Annotated in this window: 24 protein-coding genes and 1 pseudogene; 3 read left to right on the forward strand and 22 right to left on the reverse strand. The window is 73.7% G+C overall.

Annotated elements, in window-relative coordinates; translation table 11 throughout:
* Nucleotides 1-63 precede the first annotated feature (63 nt).
* The 8 genes from dapB to BLASA_RS17005 form a co-directional block, all read right to left on the reverse strand.
* Nucleotides 64-861 carry a 4-hydroxy-tetrahydrodipicolinate reductase gene (dapB, locus tag BLASA_RS16970; RefSeq protein ID WP_014377441.1) on the reverse strand — a complete coding sequence of 266 codons (798 nt, stop codon included), beginning with the start codon at nt 859-861 and terminating at the stop codon, nt 64-66.
* Nucleotides 862-909: 48 nt separating this feature from the next.
* Nucleotides 910-1,257 (reverse strand): hypothetical protein, encoded by a 348-nt coding sequence (locus BLASA_RS16975; protein WP_014377442.1) that lies wholly within the window; start codon nt 1,255-1,257, stop codon nt 910-912.
* An 8-nt stretch (nt 1,258-1,265) separates the two neighbouring features.
* Entirely contained in the window at nt 1,266-2,630 is a 1,365-nt protein-coding gene (locus BLASA_RS16980) for a M16 family metallopeptidase (RefSeq protein ID WP_014377443.1), read from the reverse strand.
* A gap of 75 nt (nt 2,631-2,705) precedes the next feature.
* On the reverse strand, nt 2,706-4,970 hold the full coding sequence (locus tag BLASA_RS16985) for a polyribonucleotide nucleotidyltransferase (RefSeq protein WP_014377444.1): 2,265 nt from the start codon (nt 4,968-4,970) through the stop codon (nt 2,706-2,708).
* Nucleotides 4,971-5,244: 274 nt separating this feature from the next.
* The gene (rpsO, locus tag BLASA_RS16990) at nt 5,245-5,514 is read right to left on the reverse strand and encodes a 30S ribosomal protein S15 (RefSeq protein WP_014377445.1); all 270 of its coding nucleotides are present in this window, start codon (nt 5,512-5,514) and stop codon (nt 5,245-5,247) included.
* Between the two features lie 149 nt (nt 5,515-5,663).
* Nucleotides 5,664-6,632, reverse strand: coding sequence for a bifunctional riboflavin kinase/FAD synthetase (locus tag BLASA_RS16995; RefSeq protein ID WP_014377446.1), 969 nt, complete (start codon nt 6,630-6,632; stop codon nt 5,664-5,666).
* 13 nt (nt 6,633-6,645) lie between these two features.
* Nucleotides 6,646-7,794 (reverse strand): branched-chain amino acid aminotransferase, encoded by a 1,149-nt coding sequence (locus BLASA_RS17000; RefSeq protein WP_014377447.1) that lies wholly within the window; start codon nt 7,792-7,794, stop codon nt 6,646-6,648.
* Nucleotides 7,795-7,897: 103 nt separating this feature from the next.
* On the reverse strand, nt 7,898-8,236 hold the full coding sequence (locus BLASA_RS17005; protein ID WP_014377448.1) for an antibiotic biosynthesis monooxygenase family protein: 339 nt from the start codon (nt 8,234-8,236) through the stop codon (nt 7,898-7,900).
* A gap of 57 nt (nt 8,237-8,293) precedes the next feature.
* On the opposite strand from BLASA_RS17005, the gene larB reads away from it, so the two are divergent.
* Nucleotides 8,294-8,968: a nickel pincer cofactor biosynthesis protein LarB gene (larB, locus tag BLASA_RS17010; RefSeq protein ID WP_014377449.1), complete on the forward strand. Its 675-nt coding sequence runs from the start codon at nt 8,294-8,296 to the stop codon at nt 8,966-8,968.
* Between the two features lie 50 nt (nt 8,969-9,018).
* Here larB and truB read toward each other — a convergent pair whose 3' ends face one another.
* The 11 genes and pseudogenes from truB to rimP all read right to left on the reverse strand — a co-directional run bounded on the left by truB (nt 9,019) and on the right by rimP (nt 18,917).
* Nucleotides 9,019-9,933, reverse strand: coding sequence for a tRNA pseudouridine(55) synthase TruB (gene truB / locus BLASA_RS17015; protein WP_041775822.1), 915 nt, complete (start codon nt 9,931-9,933; stop codon nt 9,019-9,021).
* A 94-nt stretch (nt 9,934-10,027) separates the two neighbouring features.
* The gene (locus BLASA_RS17020; protein WP_231839485.1) at nt 10,028-11,302 is read right to left on the reverse strand and encodes an MATE family efflux transporter; all 1,275 of its coding nucleotides are present in this window, start codon (nt 11,300-11,302) and stop codon (nt 10,028-10,030) included.
* A 64-nt stretch (nt 11,303-11,366) separates the two neighbouring features.
* Complete coding sequence (locus tag BLASA_RS17025) at nt 11,367-12,437, reverse strand: DHH family phosphoesterase (protein ID WP_014377452.1); 1,071 nt, start codon at nt 12,435-12,437, stop codon at nt 11,367-11,369.
* Nucleotides 12,434-12,676 (reverse strand): hypothetical protein, encoded by a 243-nt coding sequence (locus BLASA_RS17030; protein WP_014377453.1) that lies wholly within the window; start codon nt 12,674-12,676, stop codon nt 12,434-12,436. The genes BLASA_RS17025 and BLASA_RS17030 overlap by 4 nt, the downstream gene beginning before the upstream one ends.
* A complete protein-coding gene (rbfA, locus tag BLASA_RS17035) occupies nt 12,673-13,185 on the reverse strand; it encodes a 30S ribosome-binding factor RbfA (RefSeq protein ID WP_014377454.1) in 513 nt (170 codons plus the stop codon). The genes BLASA_RS17030 and rbfA overlap by 4 nt, the downstream gene beginning before the upstream one ends.
* A 116-nt stretch (nt 13,186-13,301) precedes the next feature.
* On the reverse strand, nt 13,302-13,598 hold the full coding sequence (locus tag BLASA_RS17040) for a DUF503 domain-containing protein (protein WP_014377455.1): 297 nt from the start codon (nt 13,596-13,598) through the stop codon (nt 13,302-13,304).
* Between the two features lie 153 nt (nt 13,599-13,751).
* A complete protein-coding gene (gene infB, locus BLASA_RS26015) occupies nt 13,752-15,587 on the reverse strand; it encodes a translation initiation factor IF-2 (RefSeq protein WP_014377456.1) in 1,836 nt (611 codons plus the stop codon).
* A 960-nt stretch (nt 15,588-16,547) separates the two neighbouring features.
* A pseudogene (locus BLASA_RS26345) lies at nt 16,548-16,691 on the reverse strand (translation initiation factor IF-2 N-terminal domain-containing protein); the annotation flags it as partial.
* A 179-nt stretch (nt 16,692-16,870) separates the two neighbouring features.
* Nucleotides 16,871-17,137 carry a YlxR family protein gene (locus tag BLASA_RS17050; protein ID WP_041776652.1) on the reverse strand — a complete coding sequence of 89 codons (267 nt, stop codon included), beginning with the start codon at nt 17,135-17,137 and terminating at the stop codon, nt 16,871-16,873.
* A gap of 8 nt (nt 17,138-17,145) precedes the next feature.
* On the reverse strand, nt 17,146-18,297 hold the full coding sequence (gene nusA / locus BLASA_RS17055) for a transcription termination factor NusA (protein WP_014377458.1): 1,152 nt from the start codon (nt 18,295-18,297) through the stop codon (nt 17,146-17,148).
* Nucleotides 18,294-18,917: a ribosome maturation factor RimP gene (gene rimP / locus BLASA_RS17060; protein ID WP_014377459.1), complete on the reverse strand. Its 624-nt coding sequence runs from the start codon at nt 18,915-18,917 to the stop codon at nt 18,294-18,296. The genes nusA and rimP overlap by 4 nt, the downstream gene beginning before the upstream one ends.
* Before the next feature lie 290 nt (nt 18,918-19,207).
* Here rimP and BLASA_RS17065 point away from each other — a divergent pair, with 290 nt between their 5' ends.
* Together BLASA_RS17065 and BLASA_RS17070 are read left to right on the forward strand one after the other, a co-directional pair.
* Nucleotides 19,208-19,696 carry a hypothetical protein gene (locus BLASA_RS17065; protein ID WP_041776653.1) on the forward strand — a complete coding sequence of 163 codons (489 nt, stop codon included), beginning with the start codon at nt 19,208-19,210 and terminating at the stop codon, nt 19,694-19,696.
* 12 nt (nt 19,697-19,708) lie between these two features.
* Nucleotides 19,709-20,161, forward strand: coding sequence for a DUF4439 domain-containing protein (locus BLASA_RS17070; protein WP_014377461.1), 453 nt, complete (start codon nt 19,709-19,711; stop codon nt 20,159-20,161).
* Between the two features lie 39 nt (nt 20,162-20,200).
* Here the strand turns inward: BLASA_RS17070 and BLASA_RS17075 are convergent, their stop codons facing one another.
* Genes BLASA_RS17075 through ispG form a run of 3 tightly spaced genes read right to left on the reverse strand, consistent with a single transcriptional unit; the run spans nt 20,201 to nt 24,137 of the window.
* Nucleotides 20,201-22,090 (reverse strand): penicillin-binding transpeptidase domain-containing protein, encoded by a 1,890-nt coding sequence (locus BLASA_RS17075; protein ID WP_041775824.1) that lies wholly within the window; start codon nt 22,088-22,090, stop codon nt 20,201-20,203.
* Nucleotides 22,091-22,121: 31 nt separating this feature from the next.
* Nucleotides 22,122-22,973 (reverse strand): DUF4081 domain-containing GNAT family N-acetyltransferase, encoded by an 852-nt coding sequence (locus BLASA_RS17080; protein ID WP_014377463.1) that lies wholly within the window; start codon nt 22,971-22,973, stop codon nt 22,122-22,124.
* A gap of 3 nt (nt 22,974-22,976) precedes the next feature.
* Nucleotides 22,977-24,137, reverse strand: coding sequence for a flavodoxin-dependent (E)-4-hydroxy-3-methylbut-2-enyl-diphosphate synthase (gene ispG, locus BLASA_RS17085; RefSeq protein ID WP_014377464.1), 1,161 nt, complete (start codon nt 24,135-24,137; stop codon nt 22,977-22,979).
* Nucleotides 24,138-24,295 lie beyond the last annotated feature (158 nt).

Here is a 24,295-nt window from a genome sequence, read left to right on the forward strand (position 1 = left end):
CCGGTCAAACCCACCCCCCGTGACGCCCGCCACGCCCCCGCTCGGGTGCCCCGGGCAGCGGGCTCAGAGGCCGAGGAAGCTCTCGATGCCCACCGTCAGTCCGGGCCGGCGGGTGATCTCCCGGACGGCGAGCAGCACACCTGGCATGAACGACGCCCGGTCGTAGGAGTCGTGCCGCAGGGTCAGGGACTCCCCCGCCGCACCCAGGAGGACCTCCTGGTGGGCGACCAGTCCGGTCAGGCGCACGGCGTGCACGGGCACGCCCTCGACGTCCGCGCCCCGTGCGCCCGGGAGCGAGTCGGTGGTCGCGTCGGGTGAGGCCGGCAGCCCGGCCGCGCGACGGGCGGATGCGACGAGCCGGGCCGTCCGCACGGCCGTCCCCGAGGGCGCGTCGACCTTGTCGGGGTGGTGCAGCTCGACGATCTCCACCGAGGGGAAGAACCGCGCCGCCTCCTGGGCGAAGCGCATGAGCAGGATGGCGCCGATGCCGAAGTTGGGGGCGATGACCACACCCACCTCGGGCTTGGGCTCCAGCCACTCCGCGACGGTGGCCAACCGCGCCTCGTCGAAACCGGTCGTGCCGACGACGCAGTGGATGTTGTTGTCGATGCAGAAGCGGATGTTGTCCATGACGACGTCGGGCCGGGTGAAGTCGACGACGACCTGGGCACCGGCGTCGGCCACGTTGAACAACCAGTCGCCGTCGTCGACCATCGCGACGAGCTCCAGATCCTCGGCGTCGTTCACCGCCTTGACCACCTCGGTGCCCATCCGGCCCCGCGCCCCGAGCACCCCCACCGGGATGAGCGCGGATTCGCGGGCGGCGGGGGCGGGCTGGTGGTCGGTCGCGCTGGTGGTCACCCGGTCAGGTTTCCCGGCCCGGGGCCGGGACGCAAGACAGCCCGCGGATCAACGCGGCCGACGGGTGGCCCAGGCCCACGCCACCAGCCCCACGGCGACGCCGATCGCGTCCGCGGCCCAGTCCGCGAACGACATGGACCGCGCCAGCGGGGTCAGGCCCTGGACGACTTCGCTGGCGGCCGCGTAGGTCAGCAGCGCGGCCGCGAGCGGTGCCGTCCGCGCGCCTGCCCACCGGCCGCTGACCGCCAGCGCGGCGAACAGCAGCAGGTGGACCACCTTGTCGGTCCCGGGCGGCGCCGAGGGCACCCCGGACGCCGGCACGAACAGCACGACCAGCGACACCAGGACGACGAGCGCGAAGGTGGCGCGGGCCGGAGCCCCGCCGACAGCGCCCACCCGGGACCTCAGAGACGGTCGAGGTCGGACTCGCGGTACGGCCCGACGACGGCGAGACAGGTCTCCCGGCCGAAGATCTCCCCCGCGACCGACCGCACCTGCGTCTCGTCCACGGCCTCGATCCGGGCGAGCACATCGCGCACCGGCACGTACTCGCCGTAGGACAGCTCGCTCTTGCCGAGCCGGCTCATCCGGGAGCCGGTGTCCTCCAGGCCCAGCACCAGCCCGCCCTTGAGCTGACCGCGTGCTCGCGCGACCTCCTCGGCGGTCAGCCCGTCCGCCGCCACGCGATCGAGCTCCTCACGGACCAGCCGGAGGACCTCGGGCACCCGCTTCTTGGAGCAGCCGGCATAGACGGAGAACGCGCCGGCGCCGGCGTAGTGCGAGAGCGCGGAGCCGACGCTGTAGACGAGACCGCGCTTCTCCCGGATCTCCTGGAACAGCCGCGAGCTCATGCCCCCACCGACCGCGGCGTCGAGGACGGCAGCCACGTAGCGACGCTCGTCCTGCCGCCCCATCGCGGGAGTGCCCAGCAGCAGGTGCGTCTGCTCGGTCCGGCGCGAGATCAGCCCGGAGGACCGGGCAGGCCGCACGAGCTCCACGTCACCGGTGCGCAGCGGTGCCGGGCGATCGGTCCCGGCCAGCCGGTCACCGAACGCGGCGGTCACCAGCTCCAGGACCTGCTGGTGATCGACCCGCCCGGCCGCCGTCACCACGATGGAGGGGGCGGTGTAGCGGGAGCGGTACCAGCCGTCGACGTCGTCCCGGGTGAGCCCCTCGATCGACTTCACCGTGCCGAGCACGGAGCGGCCCAGTGACGTGTCGCCGAAGAGGGTCTCGGCGAAGAGGTCGTGGACGGCGTCGGAGGGCTCGTCGTCGCGCATCGCGATCTCCTCGAGCACCACCGTCCGCTCGGACTCCAGATCCGCCGCGGTGTTCGTGGCGTCGGTGACCAGGTCGGCCAGCAGCGTCACGGCCAGCGGGAGGTCGCTGGTGAGCACGTTGGCGTAGTAGCAGGTGTGCTCCTTGGCGGTGAACGCATTCATCTCACCGCCGACGGCGTCCATGGCGGTCGCTATCTCCAGAGCGCTGCGCGAGGAGGTCCCCTTGAACAGCAGGTGCTCGAGGAAGTGCGACGAGCCGGCGACAGCCGGGGTCTCGTCCCGGGAGCCGACCCCGACCCAGATGCCCAGGGTCGCCGAGAGGACCCCCGGCATGGTCTCCGTCAGCACCCGCAGCCCGCCGGGCAGCTCGGTGCGCTCGACCCGGCCGCCGACCTCGTCGAGGTCGAGCAGCGCGGTCGTCCCTACGGGAACCGGGGCGGGTGCCTCAGCACCCACCCCGGTCCCGATCACGTCAGTAGGCGTGGTCACGGACCCATCCTCGCTGGCGCTCGTCCGGTCCATGCCCATAGGTGCCCCGTCTCTGGAGTGACCTCGCTGGCTCGGTCACTCACCTGCGGGGGCGTCGGTGGCCTCGGCCGGAGCGGCCTGGCCGGCGTCGCCCTCGGCGACCGGCGCGAGGCTGATCTTGCCGCGGGCATCGATGTCGGTGATCTCCACCTGCATCTTGTCGCCGACGTTCGCCACGTCCTCGACCTTGGCGATGCGCTTGCCGCCGCCGAGCTTGCTGATGTGCACCAGGCCATCGCGGCCGGGCAGCAGCGAGACGAAGGCACCGAACGGCGTGGTCTTGACGACCGTGCCGAGGAAGCGCTCGCCGACCTTGGGCAGCGTCGGGTTGGCGATGGCGTTGATGCGGTCCACCGCCGCCTGGGCCGACGGGCCGTCGGAGGCGCCGACGTAGATCGTGCCGTCGTCCTCGATGGTGATGTCCGCGCCGGTCTCGTCCTGGATCGCGTTGATCATCTGGCCCTTGGGGCCGATGACCGCGCCGATCTTGTCGACCGGGATGCGCACCGTGGTCACCCGCGGGGCGTACGGGCTCATCTCGTCGGGGCCGTCGATGGCCTCGCCCATGACGTCGAGGATGTGCAGCCGGGCCGCGCGGGCCTGGGTCAGCGCACCGGCGAGGACGTCGGACGGGATGCCGTCGAGCTTCGTGTCCAGCTGGAGAGCCGTCACGAAGTCCTTGGTGCCGGCGACCTTGAAGTCCATGTCACCGAAGGCGTCCTCGGCCCCGAGGATGTCGGTCAGGGCGACGTACTCCGTCTTGCCGTCGACCTCGTCGGAGACCAGGCCCATGGCGATACCGGCGACCGCCGCCTTCAGCGGCACACCGGCGTTGAGCAGGGCCAGCGTGGAGGCGCAGACCGAGCCCATGGAGGTGGAGCCGTTGGAGCCCAGCGCCTCGGACACCTGCCGGATCGCGTAGGGGAACTCCTCGCGGTCGGGCAGCACCGGCATCAGGGCGCGCTCGGCGAGCGCGCCGTGGCCGATCTCGCGGCGCTTGGGCGAGCCCACGCGGCCGGTCTCACCGGTGGAGTACGGCGGGAAGTTGTAGTTGTGCATGTAGCGCTTGCGGTTCACCGGCGACAGCGTGTCGAGCTGCTGCTCCATCCGGAGCATGTTCAGCGTGGTGACACCCAGGATCTGGGTCTCGCCGCGCTCGAACAGCGCCGAGCCGTGCACCCGCGGGATGACCTCGACCTCGGCCGACAGCGGCCGGATGTCGGTGAGCCCGCGGCCGTCGATGCGGACCTTGTCGCGCAGGATGCGCTGGCGGACGACCTTCTTGGTGAGCGCGCGGAAGGCTCCGGAGATCTCCTTCTCGCGGCCCTCGAACTGGCCGGCCAGGGCGGCCTTGACCTCGTCCTTGAGCGCGTCGGTGGCGTCCTCGCGCTCCTGCTTGCCGGCGATCTGCTGCGCCTGGGCCAGCTTGTCGCCGACCTGCGCCTCGACGGCGGCGTAGACGTCGTCCTGGTAGTCCAGGAAGCGGGGGAACTCGGCGACCGGCTTGGCGGCCTTCTCGGCGACGGCGGCCTGCGCCTCGCACAGCGCCTTGATGAAGGGCTTGGCCGCCTCGAGGCCCTGGGCCACGACCTCCTCGGTCGGGGCGGGGGCGCCACCGGCGACGAGCTCGATGGTCTTCTCGGTGGCCTCGGCCTCGACCATCATGATCGCGACGTCGCCGTCGGGCAGCACGCGGCCGGCCACGACCATGTCGAACACGGCGTCCTCGAGCTCGGCGTGGGTCGGGAAGCCGACCCACTGGCCGTTGATCAGCGCGACGCGGGTGCCGCCGACCGGGCCGGAGAACGGCAGGCCGGAGAGCTGGGTGGACGCCGAGGCGCCGTTGATCGCCAGCACGTCGTAGAGGTGGCCGGGGTCCAGCGACATGACGGTGATGACGACCTGGACCTCGTTGCGCAGCCCCTTGGCGAACGTCGGGCGCAGCGGGCGGTCGATCAGCCGGCAGGTGAGGATCGCGTCCTCGGACGGCCGGCCCTCGCGGCGGAAGAACGAGCCGGGGATGCGCCCAGCGGCGTACATCCGCTCCTCGACGTCGACGGTCAGCGGGAAGAAGTCGAACTGCTCCTTGGGCTGACGGCCGGCCGTGGTGGCCGACAGGAGCATGGTGTCGCCCATGGTGACGACGACGGACCCGGCGGCCTGACGGGCGAGCCGGCCGGTCTCGAAGGTGATGGAGCGGCTGCCGAAGCTGCCGTTGTCGATGACCGCGGTGGCGGTGGTGACCCCGTCCTCGGGGTCGAACTCGGCAGCGATGGTGCCGGTGGTGGTGGGTGCGGACATGTGTCCTTCTCTCTTCTCGTCGCATCGGCCTCGTGCCGACCTGCGACTCCTCTGACGGCCTCTCGCCGTCCTGCGTCCGGGGCGACCGGTGCTCGATCGAAGCCCCCGGGCGGTGTCGTTCCCCTTTCCGGGGAACCGATACGTCCCGGGAGCCACTACCGAGGACCGGCCCATGGAGGGCGCGTCCGGCGGCGGGCCGGTTCTCCCCGTGCGGCGGGTGCCGCACGAGGAAGGGGACCGTCCCGGTGTGAACGGGAACGGCCCCCTCGTCGTGCTAGCGGCGCAGGCCGAGCCGCTCGATGAGCGAGCGGTACCGGTTGATGTCGGTCTTCGCCAGGTAGTTCAGCAGCCGGCGACGCCGGCCGACCAGCAGGAGCAGACCCCGCCGGCTGTGGTGGTCGTGCTTGTGCATCTTGAGGTGCTCGGTGAGGTCGCTGATCCGGCGGGTCAGCATCGCGACCTGCACCTCAGGCGAACCGGTGTCCTTCTCGACCGTCGCGTACTCGGTCATGATCTGCTGCTTGATCGCGCTCTCGAGCGCCATGGTTCGCCTCCGGGGGCGGGTCACGTGTGGCCCCCGGTCTGGTTCACGGGGGCAGGCGGCACACACGCCGGGAGTACCGGCTGCCACGAGGCTACCAGCGTCGGTGTCCGGCACACATCACCGAGCGTCGCCGCAGCGACCCGCGCGAGTCAGGGCGTCTCGGGCATCCCGAGGGCCGTACGGGTGTCGGAGACGTCCTGCGCCATCGCGGCGAGCAGCGCCTCCACCCCGTCGAAGGCGGCCATCGGGCGCAGCCGGGCGGCGAACTCCACCCCGACGTGCTCGCCGTAGAGATCGCCGCTGTAGTCGAGCGCGAATGCCTCGACCGTGCGCCGGGTGCCCTGGAACGTCGGGTTGGTGCCTACCGAGATCGCGGCCGGCAGCCGCTCACCGCTGGCGCCGTCGTCGTGCCGGGTCACCAGGTGTCCGGCGTAGACACCGTCGGCCGGGATGGCGGTGAACGGGGCGGTCTCCACGTTGGCCGTCGGGTAGCCGAGCTCGCGTCCGCGCCGGTGGCCGCGCACGACGACTCCGTCGACCCGGTGCGGCCGGCCGAGCGCACGGGCCGCCGACACCATGTCCCCGGCGGCGACGCAGGCGCGGATGTAGGTGGAGGAGATGGTGACCTCGCCGTCGTCGGACGAGTCCTGAGCCAGGGGGACCCCCTCGACGGAGAAGCCGAACCGGCGCCCCTCCTCGGCGAGGGAGGTGATGGTGCCGGCTGCCTTGTGCCCGTAGGTGAAGTTCTCCCCCACCACCACCTGGGCGGCGTGCAGGTGCTCGACCAGCACGGTGTGGGTGAAGGTCTCCGGCGCCAGCCGGCTGAACTCGGGGGTGAACGGCAGTACGCACATGGCGTCCACGCCGAGGCCGGCGACGAGCTCGGCCTTGCGGTCCAGCGCGGTGAGGATCGCCGGGTGGGAGCCCGGGCGCACCACCTCGGCCGGATGCGGGTCGAACGTGAGCAGCAGGCAGGGACGGCGCATCGCCCGCGCCCGCGCCACGGCGGCCCCGATCAGCTTCTGGTGCCCGCGGTGGACGCCGTCGTACATCCCGATGGTGACCACCGAGCGGCCGAGATCCCCCGGGGTGGACTCCAGCCCCCGCCAGCGCAGCATGCGACCGGTCCGGTCAGGAGACCCGGTGCAGCCAGCCGTGCGTGTCGGCCACCCGCCCGTGCTGGATGTCGAGCAGTGCCTCGCGCAGCCGCATGGTGAGCGTGCCCGGCGTCCCGTCGCCGACGGTGAAGTCGCCGGTGCGCGCCTTGACCTCGCCGACGGGCGTGATGACCGCGGCGGTGCCGCAGGCGAAGGTCTCGGTCACCGTCCCGTCGGCCACGCCCTGCCGCCACTCCTCGAGGCTGACCTTCCGCTCGGTCACCCGGTGGCCCAGCTCCCGGGCGACGGTGATCAGCGAGTCGCGGGTGATGCCCGGCAGCAACGTGCCGGAGAGCTCGGGAGTCACGAGTTCGGCGGCTCCGTCATCAGAGCCGGACCCGAGGACGAAGAACAGGTTCATCCCGCCCAGCTCCTCGATGTAGCGCCGCTCCACGGCATCGAGGTAGACGACCTGGTCGCAGCCGAGCTCGCTCGCCTGCTGCTGGGGCCGGAGGCTCGCGGCGTAGTTGCCGGCGCACTTCACGTCGCCGGTGCCCCCGGGCGCGGCCCGCACGTAGTCCTCGGACACGTAGACCGAGACCGGGTGGACCCCGCGGGGGAAGTAGGCGCCGGCCGGGCTGGCGATGACGAGGAACAGGTACTCGTGCGCCGGGCGGACGCCCAGGAAGGACTCGCTGGCCAGCTGGTACGGGCGCAGGTACAGCGTCTGGTCGGCACCGGTGGGCACCCAGTCACGGTCGGCGTCGACGAGTGCGTCGACGGCGGCGAGGAACGCCTCCTCGGGCACCGGCGGCATGGCCAGGCGTTCGGCGCTCCGGATGAACCGGGCGGCGTTGGCCTCGGGCCGGAAGGTGGCCACGCTGCCGTCGGGCTGGGCGTAGGCCTTGAGGCCCTCGAAGATCGACTGCGCGTAGTGCAGCGCGGCGGTGCCCGGATCCATCGGCAGCGGGCCGTACCGGGTGAGTCGGGCGTCGTACCAGCCCTGGCCCTCCTGGTAGCGCGCCACGAACATGTGGTCGGTGAAGTGCCGACCGAAGCCGGGATCGGCCAGCACCCCCGCGCGCTCGGTGGTGGACCGGCGCTGCACGTCCTCCACGACCACCGGCACATCCGCGAGGAACATTCGCGAGGAGGTACGGCTGTCGGCGAGCGTGTCGGTCATGGCTCCCACCTGGGCGTGCTGCGTCGTGGCGCCGGTCCGGCGGCGCGCGGGCCGGTGCCCGGCCACGCGAGGCGCGGGACCGGCGCCGTCACAGTAACCCCGGTCAGACCTGCTTCTCCTGGTTGGCCTTCGGCCCGGCGTACTCGAGCACCTCGTAGGTCCAGACGTGCGCCGAGTGCGGCGCCGCCGAGGCCAGGGTGTCGCCGCCCCCGTCGTGGGCGCGATCGAAGTCCTGGCTCGACTGCCAGGCCTCGTACGCCTCCTGGCTGCTCCACCGGGTGTAGACCAGGTACTGGTCGGTGCCCTCGAGGGGGCGCAGCAGCTCGAACCACTCGAACCCGGGCGTGCTCTCGACGGCTCCCGCGCGTCCGCGGAAGCGCTCCTCGAAGCGCTCCTGCTTGTCCTTCGGCACGGTGATCGCGTTGATCTTGACGACGCTCATGGCTCTCCCCTTCCCGGCGGGCACGACGGTCAACCGCCGGTGCGGCACCCTGAGCGGGTGACCTCCGACCGCACCGTCGACCTCGGCTTCGCCCGCCTGGACGTGGACCGGGCCGCGCGCACCGGCACGCCCGAGGTGGTGTTCGCGGCCGGCAAGACACCGGCGGAGACCGTGGCCTGCCTGGCCGGGCTCCTCGACGCCGGCGTCCGCCCGGCGTGGGCCACCCGGGTGGACGACGCCACGGCCGCGGCCATCCGCGACCGCTGGCCGGAGGCGGTGGTCGACGAGCAGGCGCGGTGCGCGGTGCTCGGCCCGCTGCCCGAGCCCGTCGGTGCGGTCCTGGTGCTGAGCGCCGGGACCTCGGACGGCCCGGTGGCGGCCGAGGTCGCCGCCACGCTGGCCGCCTGCGGCGTGGACTGCCGCCGGGTGGACGACGTCGGCGTGGCCGGGATCCACCGGGTGCTCGCCGTCGCTCCCGACCTGGCCGAGGCCGACGCGGTGGTCGTCGTCGCCGGGATGGACGGGGCGCTCCCCAGCGTGGTGGCGGGGCTCACCGACCGGCTCGTGGTCGCGGTGCCGACGTCGGTGGGGTACGGCGCCGCGTTCGACGGCCTGGCCGCGCTCCTCACCATGCTGACCGCCTGCGCACCCGGGGTGCTGGTCGTGAACATCGACAACGGCTTCGGCGCCGGGGTGGCCGCGGCCCGCATCGCCCGTTCGGCCCAGCGGTAGCGCACGGGATCGAGCCGGGCACCGAGCCTCCGGTGTCAGGCGCGACCGGCTCAGGGCGGCGGGAAACCCACCGTCACGCGGGCAGTGCTGCCGGCGTCCTCCACCAGCGCCGCCAGCCGGCCGTCGGGAGCGACGGCGGCGTGCAGTCCCCCGGACCCCGTCGCCGGGATCCGCTGGCCGTAGCCGAGCGCCCGGGCCTCCTCGGTGGTGAGCCGGCGCTCGGGGAAGACCACCCGCGCGGCCTCGGTGAGCGGGAGGAAGCCGGCCCCGCCCCCGGCCACGAGCGAGGCCGCCGCGTCCTCCACCACGCCGGCCTGCGCCACGGTGAACGGCCCGGAGGCGGTGCGACGCAGCGCGGTGAGGTGGCCGCCGACACCGAGGGCCGCGCCGGCGTCGCGGGCGATGGCCCGGATGTAGGTGCCGGCGGTGCAGTCGACCGTCACGTCGACGTCCACCAGGTCCGGGGTCGGCCGGGTGACCCGGTGCACCTCGAGCCGGTGCACGGTGACCGAGCGGGCGGCCAGCTCGACCGTCTCCCCCGCCCGCACGCGGTCGTAGGAGCGGCGGCCGTCCACCTTGACCGCGCTGACCGCCGACGGCACCTGCTGCAGGGGGCCGGTCTGCGCAGCGAGGGCCGACCGGACCGCATCGTCGTCCAGGTGAGCGGCCGCCGTCGCGCTCAGCACCTCCCCCTCACGGTCGTCGGTGACCGTCGACTGGCCCAGCCGGATGGTGGCCTCGTAGGTCTTGTCGTGCCCGCCGACGTAGCCGAGCAGCCGGGTGGCCGTACCGACGCCGAGGACCAGCAGGCCGGTGGCCATCGGATCCAGCGTCCCGGCATGGCCGACCTTGCGGACCGACAGCGCCCGCCGCGCCTGGGCCACGACGTCGTGGGACGTCATGCCACCGGGCTTGTCCACCAGCAGCAGACCGGGCGGGACGTCGGCATCAGGCCTGCGACTCACTGCTCGACTCCGCCCTCGTTCCGCTCCTCGGTCCATGCCGGCCGTCGCCTCCGCCGTCGTTCCGCTCCTCGCTCGGGCGTCGTTCTCGCGGCACTCATGCGGCAACCGTCTCAGGCGCGCCCGTCCAGCGGTCACCCACCACCCGGGCCAGCACCCCTACCAGGCGCAGCGCGATGAACAGCGTCAGCCCCGTCCACACGCCCACCAGGCCCCAGCCCATCGGCGCGGACAGCAGCGACAGCGGCAGGAAGCCGACCAGCGCGGCGCCGATGGTGAGGGTCCGCAGGTACCCGACGTCGCCGGCGCCCATCAGCACGCCGTCCAGGGCGAAGACCACCCCCGCCAGCGGCTGGAAGCCGGCGAGGAACCACCAGACGACGGCGGCCTGCGCCAGCACCGCCGGGTCGTCGGTGAACAGCGGCGGGACGACGTCCCGCAGGGCCAGGAGGACGACGGCCACGAGGCACCCGGTGCCCAGTCCCCACGCCGTCACCCGGCGGGCCGTGGCCCGTGCCTCGTCCGGGCGGCCGCGCCCCAGCGCCTGCCCGACCAGGGTCTGCGCGGCGATGGCGTAGGCGTCGAGCACCAGGGCCAGGAAGAAGAACAGCTGCAGCGCGATCTGGTGCGCGCCGAGGGCGGCCGTGCCGGTCCGCGCGGTGACGCCGGCGGCGACCAGGAAGGCCAGCTGGAGGACCGCCGCGCGCAGGAGCAGGTCCCGGCCGATGACGATCTGGCGCACCAGCGCGCCCGGACGGGCCCGCCACGACACGTCCTCCCGGCGCAGCGCGCGCACGAAGAGTGCGGCGGTGAGCGCCTGTCCGGTCACGTTGGCCACCGCGGAGCCGACGAGACCGAGGCCGGCCTGGTGCACCAGGAGCGGGCACAGGACGAGGCTCAGCAGGCTGCCGGCGACGACGTAGCGCACCGGACGGCGCAGCTCCTGCACCCCGCGCAGCCAGCCGTTACCGGCCAGCGAGACCAGGAGGAGCGGGGCGCCGAGCGCCGCCACCCGCAGCCACCGCTCCCCTGCCTCCGCCACCGGCCCGGCACCGCCGGCCAGCGCCCGGGTGAGCGGACCGGCGAGGAGCTGGAACAGGACCAGCACCAGGACACCCAGGGCGAGCGCCAGCCAGGTGGCCTGGACACCCTCCTGGACGGCGCCCCGCCGGTCACCGGCGCCTGCCCGGCGGGCGGCACGGGCGGTGGTGCCGTAGGCCAGGAAGTTCAGCAGCGCCGCCGCCCAGGCCAGGAGGCCGCCGCCGACGGCGAGTCCGCCGAGCGCCACGGTGCCGAGGTTGCCGACGACCGCGGTGTCCACCAGGAGGTAGAACGGCTCCGCCGCCAGCACGACGAGCGCCGGGAGGGCCAACCCGACGATCGACGGTCCGCGGAGTGGGGGCCGGAGGCCTCCCGACGTGGAGCCGTGGGCCGGCTCAGCCCCCGTCGGGGACGGCACCTGGACGCGGTGGTCGGCCGGAGGCCGACAGATCATGGAGCGCTGCCCGCAGGGTGGCGACCGTGCCCTCGCGATGCAGGTGCGAGGTGTAGCCGGCCGCGGCTCGGTGGCCGCCGCCGCCCAGCGCCATGGCGATGCGGGCCACGTCGGTGGCTCCCCGCGAGCGCAGGGAGACCGACCACGAGCCGTCGTCCTGCCCCTTCAGGACGCAGGCCACGTCGGCCTCCTCGGCCGAGCGGATGACGTCGACCAGCGCCTCCAGCTGCTCGCCGGGCAGGCCGTGCTCGGCCGCCTCGGCCGTGCTGGACCAGGTCCAGACCAGGCCGGCGCCGACCTCGGGTTCGAGCGTCGCCCGCCCGGTGACCACCGAGAGCAGCCCGAGCCAGCCGAACGGCGCCGTGTCGAACAGACGGCGGCTGATGGCCGCGTGGTCGATGCCGGTGCCGAGCAGGCGGGCCGCGAGCTCGTGCGTCTCCGGCCGGGTGCTGCCGAAGCGGAAGGAGCCGGTGTCCGCGGCCAGACCGGCGTACAGGCACGTGGCCAGCTGGGTGTCCAGGGGAACCCCCAGGCCGTCGAGCAGGTCCGCGACGAGCGTCACCGTGGCGGGTGCGGTGGGGTCGACCAGCCGCACCCGGCCGAACCCGGGGTTGCTGGCGTGGTGGTCGACGACCACCGAGGTGGCCGCGCGGTCGAGCAGGGGGGCCAGTTCGCCCAGCCGCGATGGGGATGCCGCGTCGAGGCTGACGAAGACGTCGGGCGAAGAGGGCACCGCATCGGAGGGCACCAGCCCCTCGGCACCCGGGAGCCAGCCGAGGGAGTCCGGCAGCGTGAAGGGACCGGGGAAGGTCGCCAGCACCCGTGCCCCCCGGCGGCGCAGGCCCTCGGCGAGCGCCAGGGTGCTGCCCAGAGCGTCGGCGTCGGGCTGGACGTGACCGGACAGGACGACGGTCGAGCGGGCCTGCGCGGCCTCGGCCAGCACCTCGGCCGCCGACCGGGTGGCCGCCGCCAGAGCATCGGCCGTGCGCCCGTCAGGGATCGCGGGGTTCACGCGCCCGGGTCGGGATCGGCCATCCGGCCGCCCTGGTGCTCGGTGATGTCGCCGCCGCCCACCGGGTAGCCGGGACCACCGTCGTCGGGCTCGTCGGCGGTGATGCTGGGCACCTCGCCGAGCTGGCCGTGCTTGCCGCCGTCGGTCGGGTCGCCCCGGTCGGGGACGGCGTGCCCGCCCAGGACCGACCGGCCCTGTCCCTGCTCCGGCTCGTTCGGATCCGGATCGACTTCGGTCATCGCGCGCTCCTGCTCTCGACGGAATCCTCGCCGGACATGTCATCGGCAGTGGCCGCCGGGTCCGGGTCGGATTCCTCGTCGTCCTCGTCCTCCGCCGGCTTGCGGTAGGGGTCGGCCTCGCCGGCGTAGCTCGCGCCCTCGCGGGCCCGGGCCAGCTCGGCGTCGGCGTGCCGGGCGCGCTCGAGCGCTTCCTCGAGCTCGCGAGCGGTGTCCGGCACGATGTCGGCGACGAACGTCAGCGAAGGCACGAACTTGATGCCGGTCTGCTTTCCCACGGTCGAGCGGAGCACGCCGGTCGCACTCGTCAGTGCCCGCGCCGAGTCGGCGATCTGCGTCTCGTCGCCGTAGACGGTGTAGAAGACCGTCGCCTCGCGGAGGTCGCTCGTGACGCGGGCATCGGTGACGGTCACCATGCCCAGCCGGGGGTCCTTGATCTGGGACTCGATCGCGGTGGAGACGATCTGACGGATGCGCACCGCCAGCTTGCGGGCGCGGGCCGGATCGGCCATCGGAGGACCTCCTTGGGGGGCACCCGAAGGAGGGCGCCGGACGGACGAGATCGGTGGGCGGCCCCCGTGCGGGACCCCCATCGCGAGCTTGCGATCGAGGGGGGCACGGGGGTCCTTCAACAATCGGTGTCGCTGAACAGCTGCCGGTGGGTCGACAGCAGCGTCACCTCCGGCCGCTCGGCCAGCAACCGCTCGCAGGCGTCGAGCACGTCGGTGACCTGCGCGGCCTCCCCGGCCACGGTGGCGACCCCGACCTGCACGCGGCGGTGCAGGTCCTGGCCGCCCACCTCGGCGGCGGCGACGGCGAAGCGGCGCCGCAGCTCGGCCACGATCGGCCGGACGACGGCCCGCTTGCCCTTGAGCGAGTGGACGTCACCCAGCAGCAGGTCGGCGGTGAGCGTGCCAGTGAACACCGGATCAACCTCTCTCTCCGAGAGCCGCCGCACGCCCCCCGCCGCCGGGACGAGCCTTCTGACTCAGCTGGTGGGGTCCTGGCTCACCGTCGACGGTGAGCCAGGACCCCTGATGATCAGGTGACCTGATCATCAGGGGACCAGCTGGGCAGATCAGTCGCGCGGCTTCTCGCGCATCTCGAAGGTCTCGATCACGTCGTCGACCTTGATGTCGTTGAACGACCCCAGGCCGATACCGCACTCGTAGCCCTCGCGGACCTCGGTCGCGTCGTCCTTGAACCGGCGGAGGGAATCCACCGACAGGTTGTCGGCGACCACGGCACCGTCGCGGATCAGGCGGGCCTTCGAGTTGCGGACGATCGTGCCGCTGCGGACCAGCGAACCGGCGACGTTGCCGATCTTCGGCACCCGGAAGACCTCGCGGACCTCCGCCGTACCGAGCTGGACCTCCTCGTAGACCGGCTTGAGCATGCCCTTGAGGGCGGCCTCGATCTCGTCGATCGCCTGGTAGATGACCGTGTAGTACCGGACGTCCACCCCCTCGCGGGCGGCGAGCTCGGTGGCCTGGCCCTCGGCCCGGACATTGAAGCCCAGGACGATGACGTCGTCGGCCAGCGCGAGGTCGATGTCGCTCTTGGTGATGCCGCCGACGCCGCGGTGGATGACCCGCAGCGCGATCTCGTCGTCGATCTCGATCTTCATCAGCGCCTCTTCGAGCGCCTCGACGGTGCCCGAGTTGTCGCCCTTGATGATCAGGTTGAGCTGACGGGTCTCCTTGAGCGCGGCGTCGAGGTCCTCGAGGCTGATCCGCTTGCGCATGGAGGCGTTCTGCGCGTTGCGGATGCGGGCCTGACGACGGTCGGCGATCTGCCGTGCCGTCCGGTCCTCCTCGACGACGAGGAAGGTGTCTCCGGCTCGCGGCACGGAGGTCAGGCCGACGACCTGGACCGGACGCGCGGGCAGGGCTTCCTTGAGCTTGTTGCCGTGCTCGTCGAGCAGCGACCGGACGCGACCGTAGGCGTCGCCGGCCACGATGGAGTCGCCCTGGCGCAGCGTGCCGCGCTGGACGAGCACCGTGGCGACGGGGCCGCGCCCCTTGTCCAGCTTGCCCTCGATGACCACACCCTGCGGGTCCTGCTCGGTGTTGGCGCGCAGGTCCAGCGAGGCGTCCGCGGTGAGCAGGATCGCCGTCGTCAGGTCACCGAGACCCTGCCGGGTGATCGCCGAGACGTCGACGAACATCGTGTCGCCGCCGTACTCCTCGGCGACGAGGCCGTACTCGGTGAGCTGCTGGCGGATCTTGGCGGGGTTGGCCCCTTCCTTGTCCACCTTGTTCACCGCGACCACGATCGGCACCTCGGCGGCCTGGGCGTGGTTGAGCGCCTCGACCGTCTGGGGCATGACGCCGTCGTCGGCCGCGACGACCAGCACGACGATGTCGGTGACCTTCGCGCCTCGGGCACGCATCGCGGTGAACGACTCGTGACCCGGCGTGTCGATGAAGGTGATCGGCCGCTCGTTGTGCTCCAGCTCGGTGACGATCTGATAGGCGCCGATGTGCTGGGTGATGCCCCCGGCCTCCTTCGACACCACGTTGGCGTGCCGCAGGGCGTCGAGCAGCTTGGTCTTCCCGTGGTCGACGTGACCCATGACGGTCACCACCGGGGGGCGGGATGCCCAGTCCTCCTCGTCGCCCTCCTCGTCACCGAAGGTGAGGTCGAAGGTCTCGAGCAGCTCGCGGTCCTCGTCCTCGGGGCTGACGACCTGGATGACCCAGCCGATCTCGGCACCGAGGAGCTGCAACGTGTCGTCGTTGACCGACTGCGTCGCGGTGATCATCTCGCCCAGGTGGAACAGGGCGGTGACCAGCGCGGCCGGCTCGGCGTTGATCCGCTCGGCCAGGTCGGTCAGCGAGGCACCCCGCGGCAGCCGGACGGTCTGCCCGTTGCCGCGCGGCAGCGAGACGCCGCCCATGCTGGGCGCCGCCATCGAGTCGAATTCCTGACGCCGCTGCTTCTTGCTCTTGCGGCCACGGACCGGACCCCGGCCACCGGGACGGCCGAAGGCACCGGCCGTGCTGGCACCGGAGCCACCGCGACCACGGCCACGCGGACCGCCGCCACCGCGGAAGCCACCACCGGCGGGCGCGCCGGCACCGGGGGCACCGCCGCCGCCGGGACGGAAACCACCGCCACCACCGGGACCACCCGGACGGCCACGGCCACCGGGGCCACCGGCGCCGCCACCGGGACGGCCGCCACCGGCGGGCCGGCCGGGCATCATGCCCGGCGACGGGCGCTGCGGCATCATGCCGGGGTTCGGGCGCGGACCACCCGGGCCGGCCGACGGACGCGGCCCACCGGCGCCGGGCGCCGGACGGGGACCACCGGGACCCGGACGGGGACCACCGGCACCTGGTGCGGGACGGGGACCACCGGCACCGGGCGCGGGACGGGGACCGCCTGCTGCCGAGCCGGGACGCGGGCCACCGGCGGCCGGAGCCGGACGGGGCGCGCTGCTGAAGGGGTTGTTGCCCGGACGGGGAGCCGGACGCGGGCCGGGACGGGGACCGCCGGGAGCGGCACCCCCGGCCGGGCCGGGACGTGGGCCGGCCGGACGCGGAGCGGCCGGCTGCTGCGGCGGAGCCGCCGGAGCCGGTGCCTGGGCAGCCGGTGCCTGGGCAGCCGGTGCCTGGGCAGCCGGTGCCTGGGCAGCGGGTGCCTGGGCGGCCGGAGCCTCGGCCGCGGGAACCTGCGGCGCGGGCGCCGGCGGACGGGGTCCGGGGCGAGGGCCGGCAGCCGAGGGCCGGACCGGGGCCGACGGGGCGGCAGCGGCCGGCGCCGAAGGGGCGGCGGGAGCGGACGGAGCCGGCTGGGGGGCCGGCGCACCGGGGGTGGGAGCGGTCGCGCTCCCACCGTTGCCGCCGCCGGTGGCGGCGCCGAGCGCCTCACGGAGCCGCCGGGCCACGGGGGCCTCGACGGTGGAGGACGCGGACTTCACGAACTCGCCCTGCTCCTTGAGCGTGGCGAGCACGGTCTTGCTGTCGACACCGAACTCCTTGGCGAGTTCGTGTACGCGGGCTTTGCCTGGCACGGGTCTCCTCTTTGTGAGGCCGGCGGCTTGCCCGCTCGACCTCGTCGTTAGTGGCGCATGGTCATCGTGAGAACTTCACGGCTGAGTCATCCGACGGTGTCCTGTCGACGTGCGGACCGGCCTGGTGCCGGCCCGACTGAGAACTGCTGTCGCCCGATCCGGTTCTCCCCCTCGGCACCTCAGGACGAGGTGCCGAGAACGTGATCCCGGAGCGGACCGACCTCCACCGGGGCGCTGGTGCGCAGCGCCCGCGAGAAGGCCCGGCGTCGCTCCGCCGCGCGCAGGCATTCCGCGGTCGGGTGCAGCGAGGCACCGCGACCGGGAAGGCGCCGACGTAGATCGGGGACGAGATCCCCGGCCACGACGACGACGCGCAGCAGGTCGTCGACCGACGCGCGCTTCCGGCATCCCACACAGGTGCGGACCGGACCCGACGTTTCGGCCATCTGCAACTCTAGCGCGTGGCCGGTCCGCGTTGTTCCGCCCGGCGCGGGGCGCTGCGTGAACCGCCCCCCGGAGCCTGGGATCGGCCTCCGGGGGCGCCGCCGCGTCCCCCGGCCGGGTGAGCCACCGGCGCCGTCCGCAGCGGCGGGCGGCCCACCCCCGGCGAGGGTGTTGCGCCGGCGTCCTCGGTCTGGGCGTCGCTGCGGATGTCGATGCGGCAACCGGTGAGCCGGGCGGCGAGGCGGGCGTTCTGCCCCTCCTTGCCGATGGCCAGCGACAGCTGGTAGTCGGGGACGACGACCCGCACCGCCTTGGCCTGGGCGTCGACGAGCTGGGCGCTGCTCACCCGCGCCGGGCTCAGCGCCGAGGCCACGAACGACGCCGGGTCGTCCGACCAGTCGACGATGTCGATCTTCTCGCCGTGCAGCTCGCTCATGACGTTGCGGACCCGCTGGCCCATGGGGCCGATGCAGGAACCCTTGGCGTTCAGCCCGGGCACCGAGGTGCGCACCGCGATCTTCGACCGGTGGCCCGCCTCCCGGGCGACCGCGACGATCTCGACGCTGCCGTCGGCGATCTCGGGAACCTCCAGGGCGAACAGCTTGCGCACCAGGTTCGGGTGCGTGCGCGACACGCTGACCTGGGGCCCACGGAACGTGCGGGACACGGCCACCACGTAGGCCTTGATCCGGCTGCCGTGCGTGTAGGTCTCGCCCGGTACCTGCTCGGCCGACGGAAGCACCGCCTCGACCTTGCCGATGTCGATCATCACGATCCCGCTGGCGTTGCGCCGCTGGTCGGCCTGGATGATCCCGCTGACGATGTCGCCTTCCTTGCCGGCGTACTCGCCGAAGGTCTGCTCGTGCTCGGCATCCCGCAGCCGCTGGACGATCACCTGCTTGGCGGTGCTGGCCGCGATCCGGCCGAAGTCGGTCGGGGTGTCGTCCCACTCCCGCACGACCTCGCCGTCGGGGCCGAGCTCCTGCGCCAGTACGGCCACCTCGCCGCTCTTGCGGTCCACGTGCACGCGGACGTGCTTGGCCGCTCCGTCGGCGTGCCGGTACGCCGTCACGAGCGCGGTCTCGAGGGCCTCGATCACCGTGTCGACCGGGATGCCCTTCTCGCGTTCGACCGCCTTGAGCGCCGTGACATCGATGTTCACTTGTCTCCTCCGTCGTCGTCCGCGAGCTCGGCCCCGTCCAGGTCGTCGAGCTCAGCGGCGTCGTCCTGCGCGATGTCGTCGTCGGCGGTGTCGCTGGTGCGGGCGAACTCCACCTGCACCCGCCCGGCGCCCAGCTCCGCCCACGGCACCAGCCGCGGCTGGGGCGGGCGCTTCTTCGCTCCCGGCTTCCCCTTGGCCTCCACCGCCAGCGTCACTCCGGAGGCCTCCACCGCGGTGATCCGACCGGCGAGCTGCTCGGTGGCGCCCGCCGGGCCGACGGCCACGGCCACCAGCCGGCCGGTGTTGCGCCGCCAGTGGCGGGCCTCGGTGAGCGGCCGGTCGACGCCGGGGCTGGTCACCTCCAGCACGTACGGCGTGCGCCCCATGCCGTCGTCGTTGTGGTCCAGCACCTCGGAGACCGCCCGGCTGACCTCGGCGATGCCGTCCAGGGTCACACCCGCGTCGCGGTCCACCACCACACGCACCACGCTGCGCCGGCCCGCGGGGGTGACCACCAGCTCCTCCAGGTCGTAGCCGGCGTCGGCGACGACCGGCTCGATCCAGCCGGCCAGGCGGGCGGTGGCCGGGTCGCTGCGCTGGGTTCCGCGAGAGGCGGACACGCTTGCCTCCTCAGGCTCGGTCGACCGCACGATGCCGTGCGCACACCCCTGGGGTCCGGCGCCGTGGACCTGCGTCGCTGACCGGAGCCGGTGCCGAGGGGAAGTGCCCAGGCTACCGCCCACCCCGCACCACCGGCCCGGCGCGGGGCGGCCGCACCGCCTGCGGCACCGGGGCGGTCGGTGGGACCGGTGGGACGGGTGGGGACCACGATGGTGGCGGAGTGCTCCCGGCACGCCCGACCCGCCGCACGAACGGCTGCGGGAGCGGTTGGCTGCGAGGATGGGCGGTGATGCCTCCCAGCCCCGCCCACGGCCCGCGGACGTTCACCCGCCGGACCATGCTCGCCGTGTCCGCGGCCGGACTGGCGGTCGCGGTCACCGGGTGCACCTCGTCGTCCCCCGCCGACGAGCGGGACGCCGTCACCGACGAGCAGGCCGACGAGCTGGCGGCCCAGGTGGCCGTGCAGGAGACCCTCGTCCAGGCCTACGACCTCGCCTTCCAGGCCGACCCGGCCCTCGCGGCGGCGGCCGGCGCACTGGCCGGCCAGGCCGGGGAGCAGCTCGACCGGCTGCGCGCCGCAGCCCCGGACAGCACGCCCTCGGCCACCCCGCCTCCGGCCGCCCCCGCACCCGGCCAGGGGCAGGCGTGGCTGCGGGCGCAGGTGGCCGTCGCCGCGACCTCGCACGCGACCGCCGTCCTGGACCAGACCGGTGCGCGGGCGGCGTTGCTCGCCTCCATCGCGGCCGGGCTGCGCGGACACGAGGCCCTCCTGGCATGAGAGAGAACTGCCGTGGCTGATGACGAGAGCACCCCGACAGCCAGCGAGAACGCTGCGCTGAGCGATGCCCTGGCCGCGGCGCACGCCGCCGTCTGGGGGTACGGCGTGGTCGGCGCCACCCTGCCTACGCAGGCACGCGCGGCCGCGGTCGCCGCCGAGGACGCGCACCGCGACATCCGTGATGCGCTGGTCGCCCTGCTCGACGAACGGGGCGCCGAGCCGGTGCTGCCGGAGGCCGGTTACGCGTTGCCGTTCCCGGTGCTGTCCGACGTCGACGCGGCCGCCCTCGCCGCCGTCCTGGAGGACGGCGTGTCAGCGGCCTGGGTGCGGGTCGTGGACGGGGCCGCCGAACGGTCCACCCGGGCACTGGCGACGGAGGTGCTCAGCGCCGCCGAGGTGCGCGCCGTGGGCTGGCGGACCGCGGCCGGGCAGACGCCGGTGACCCGCGCCTTCCCCGGCCTGTAGCCGCAGGAGGACGCCGCCGCCCCCGCGACGGGGCCGTGCTCAGCCCAGCGCACCCAGGAAGGCGTCGGTGACGGCCACCGCGGCGCTGCTGGACTGACCGCCCTCCACCAACGTGGCGAAGGCGATGTCACCGGCCGGGCCGTCGAGCTGGTAGCCCATGAACCAACCGTGCGAGTCCGGCGGGGTGCCGGTCCCGTACTCGGCGGTGCCGGTCTTGCCGTAGACCTCACCCCGGTCGGCCAGCGCCTGCGCGGTGCCCGTCAGCACGACCTGCCGCATCATGGGCCGCAGCCCGTCCAGCACCCCGGCCGCCGGCCCCGCGGGTGCCGGCCCCGCGGGGTCGGCACCCAGAACCTCCACCGGGGCGGCCGGGGTGCCACTGGCGATGCCGGCCGCGACCAGCGCCAGTTGCGCCGGGCTCATCAGCACCTGCCCCTGCCCGATCGCGTTGGCCGCCTTGGTGGTGCCGGTGCTGTCGCGCGGGACGCTGCCGCTGAAGATGTCCACCGGCAGCTCCCAGTCGGTGCCCACGCCGTAGGCGGCCGCCGCGTCGGCGAGCGCGGCGTCCGGCAGCTGGAGCCCCTGCTGGATGAACGTGGTGTTGCACGACTGGGCGAAGGCCTCGGTGAACGGCACGGTACCGAGGTCGAACTGGTCCTGGTTCTCGAACTCACGTCCCTCGACGGTCGTCGTCGCCGGGCAGGGAACCGGGGTCGACGGGGTCAGCCCGGTGGAGAGCAGGGCCGTGGCCGTCACCGCCTTCGTGCTGGATCCGGGCGGGTACTGACCGGTCAGCGCGTTCCCGGCGGCGGCTGCCTCGTTGGAGGCGACGGCGAGGATCTCGCCCGTTCCGGGGCGGACGACCACCAGGTGGGTGGGCCGCGACTCGCCGGCCACGGCGGCGTCCGCGGCGTTCTGGACCGCCGGGACCAGCGGCGTCTGCACCGGCTCCCCCGGGACGGGCTGCACCGATGCGATCTCCTGGCCGGTGTCGCCCGTCGTCGCGTCCGTGCTGATGACGGAGACGGTGAACCCGGGGATGCCGGTGAGCTGTTCCTGGAAGGCCCGTTGCAGACCCGAGAGGCCCAGCTGGTCGCCGGCGGCGTACCGCGGCTGCCCGTCCGTGGTGGTCTCCTCCAGGATCTCCGCGGTCGCGGGTCCCACCCGGCCGAGCAGCGCCGAGGCGAACGTGGACGTGGGCGCGAGCGTCCGCGTCTCGGTCGGGAAGACCGCCCCCGGCAGGTCGTACACCTGGGCGCGGATGGCCTCGAACGCGGGACGGCGCAGCGGGATGACCGGGACGAACTGGCCTTCCGGCGCGGCCTGGACGTCCGCGACGATCTCCTCCGCCGCGATGCCGGTGGCCGCCGAGAGGGCCGCGGCCAGCGCCGGGAGGTCGGTGACCTGCCCGAGATCGACGCCCACGGTGACCACCTCGGTGGGCGTGAACAGCGGTGCACCGGTGGCGTCGGTGATCGCAGCACGCTCGGGAAGGGTGCGGCTGAGCTGGAGGTGCTGCCCCTCCCCCAGCTCCGGGTGCACCGTCGCCGGCTCCGCGACGACCTGCCAGGTGTCCTCGCCCTCCCGGAGCCGCAGGGTGCCGTCGTAACTCCACTCCGGCGCGGCGGCGAGGTCCCAGGTGGCCGACCAGTCGACGGTGGCGGTGCCGTCCTCGACGACCACCTCGCCCAGCTCCGCTTCCAGGGCGGCGCCGGGCAGGTCGCCGGCGGTCTGCTCCAGCAGTGCGGTGGCGGCCTCCGGATCGGTGGTGGCCTCGGCCGCTGCGGCCAGGTCCCCCTCGGCCCAGGCCGTGAGGAACTCCTGCGCCGCAGCGCGGACGTCGTCCTCGCTGCTGCCGGAACAGCCGGCCAGCACCACGACGGTCACGACGAGGGAGGTCAGCAGAGCAGGGCCGCGTCGTGTCCGCACCAGGACAGGCTCTCAGACGGATCGAACGGTGCTAGAACAGCACGCTGGCGTACTCGCCCACCTGGCGGAATCCGACGCGGCGGTAGGCGGCCCGCGCCCGGGTGTTGTAGTCGTTGACGTACAGGCTGACCACCGGGGCGATCACGGCGCGGGCGTACTCCACCACGGCGGCCGTGCCCGCGGCTCCGATCCCCTGCCCGCGGAGTGCGGGCGCCACCCAGATGCCCTGGATCTGGCAGGCCCCGCGGCACACCGCGCCGATCTCCGCCTTGAACAACACCGTGCCGTCCTCGATCCAGGCCAGCGACTGGCCGGCGCGCACCAGCTCGTGGACCCGCGTGCGGTAGCCGGCGCCGCCGTCCACCCGCAGCGGGCTGACCCCGACCTCCTCGGTGAACATCGCCACCGCGGCGGGGAGCAGGACGTCGAGCTGGTCGGCGCGGACCGGCCGGACCCGCGGTTCGGGCGCGACAGCGGGCGGGCCGTCGATGGCCAGGAGCGGCTGCCGGGGGCGGTGGTCCCGCGCCGGGCCCCAGACCGGCGCCACCAGCTCCCACAACGGCTCCACCGTGGCCGAGGGACCGACGATCGTGGAACAGCGCCGGCCGGCCCGGCGCGCCCGCTCGGCGAAGGCCACGGCGGCGGCGTGTTCGGCGCCGGGTAGCGCGAACGGGATGAGGTTGGCTCCCGCGAGGCAGACCGCCTCGAGATCGCCGCCGGAGCCGACGCCCCAGAGCGGTGACCCGAGGGAGACCGTCGAGGTCCCCGCGACCTCCACCCGGCCGGCGATCACGCAGGCGGCGACCGGGTCGGTGGCCAGCAACCTCTGGACGGCCGGCTCGTCGGCCTCGTCGAGGAGCCGGGCGGCGGGCGATCGGAGCACGGGTCAGCCGACGGTGACGACCGGCGAGCCGGAGGGCTCACCGGTAGCTCCCTGCTCACCGGCGATCTTCAGGGCCTCCTCGATGAGGGTCTCCACGATCTGCGACTCCGGCACGGTCTTGATGACCTCGCCCTTGACGAAGATCTGTCCCTTGCCGTTGCCCGACGCGACACCGAGATCCGCCTCGCGGGCCTCGCCCGGGCCGTTGACGACGCAGCCCATGACGGCGACGCGCAGCGGCACCTCCATGCCCTCCAGGCCGGCGGTGACCTCGTCGGCGAGCTTGTAGACATCGACCTGCGCACGCCCGCAGGAGGGGCAGCTGACGATCTCCAGGCCGCGCTGACGCAGGTTCAGCGACTCCAGGATCTGGTTGCCGACCTTGACCTCCTCGGCCGGCGGAGCCGACAGCGACACGCGGATGGTGTCGCCGATGCCCTGGCTGAGCAGCGCGCCGAAGGCGACGGCGGACTTGATGGTGCCCTGGAACGCCGGGCCGGCCTCGGTCACGCCGAGGTGCAGCGGGTAGTCGCACCGGGCGGCGAGCAGCTCGTAGGCGCGCACCATGACCACCGGGTCGTTGTGCTTGACCGAGATCTTGATGTCGCGGAAGTCGTGCTCCTCGAACAGCGAGCACTCCCACAGCGCTGACTCGACCAGCGCCTCGGGCGTGGCCTTGCCGTACTTGACGAGCAGCCGCTTGTCCAGGGACCCGGCGTTGACGCCGATCCGGATCGGGATGCCGGCGCCCTTGGCCGCCTTGGCGATCTCGCCGACCTTGTCGTCGAACTTCTTGATGTTGCCCGGGTTCACGCGGACGGCGGCGCAGCCGGCATCGATCGCGGCGAACACGTACCGCGGCTGGAAATGGATGTCGGCGATGACCGGGATCTGCGACTTCTTCGCGATGATCGGCAGCGCCTCGACGTCGTCGGTGTCCGGGACGGCGACCCGCACGATCTGGCAGCCGGAGGCGGTCAGTTCGGCGATCTGCTGGAGCGTCGCGTTGATGTCCGCGGTCTTGGTCGTGCACATCGACTGGACGCTGACCGGGGAGTCACTGCCGACGCCGACGCCGCCCACGTCCAGCTGACGGGTCTTCCGCCGGGGAGCGAGGACGGGCGGGGGCGCAGCGGGCATGCCGAGGCCGACAGGGATCGCCATGTCAGCCAGTATCCCCCGCGGGACGATCGGTGCCGCGGGCACGACTGTGACCTGCGCGGCCCCGCCCGGCCGCGGCACCCGTCACGGTGCCCGCACCGGCGCGGCAGCGGAGCCGGGTAGCCCGCCGCCGGGCCGATCCGGGCGGTCGTCGCGGGAAG

This window comes from Blastococcus saxobsidens DD2, assembly GCF_000284015.1.
GTDB classification, from domain to species: domain Bacteria; phylum Actinomycetota; class Actinomycetes; order Mycobacteriales; family Geodermatophilaceae; genus Blastococcus; species Blastococcus saxobsidens_A.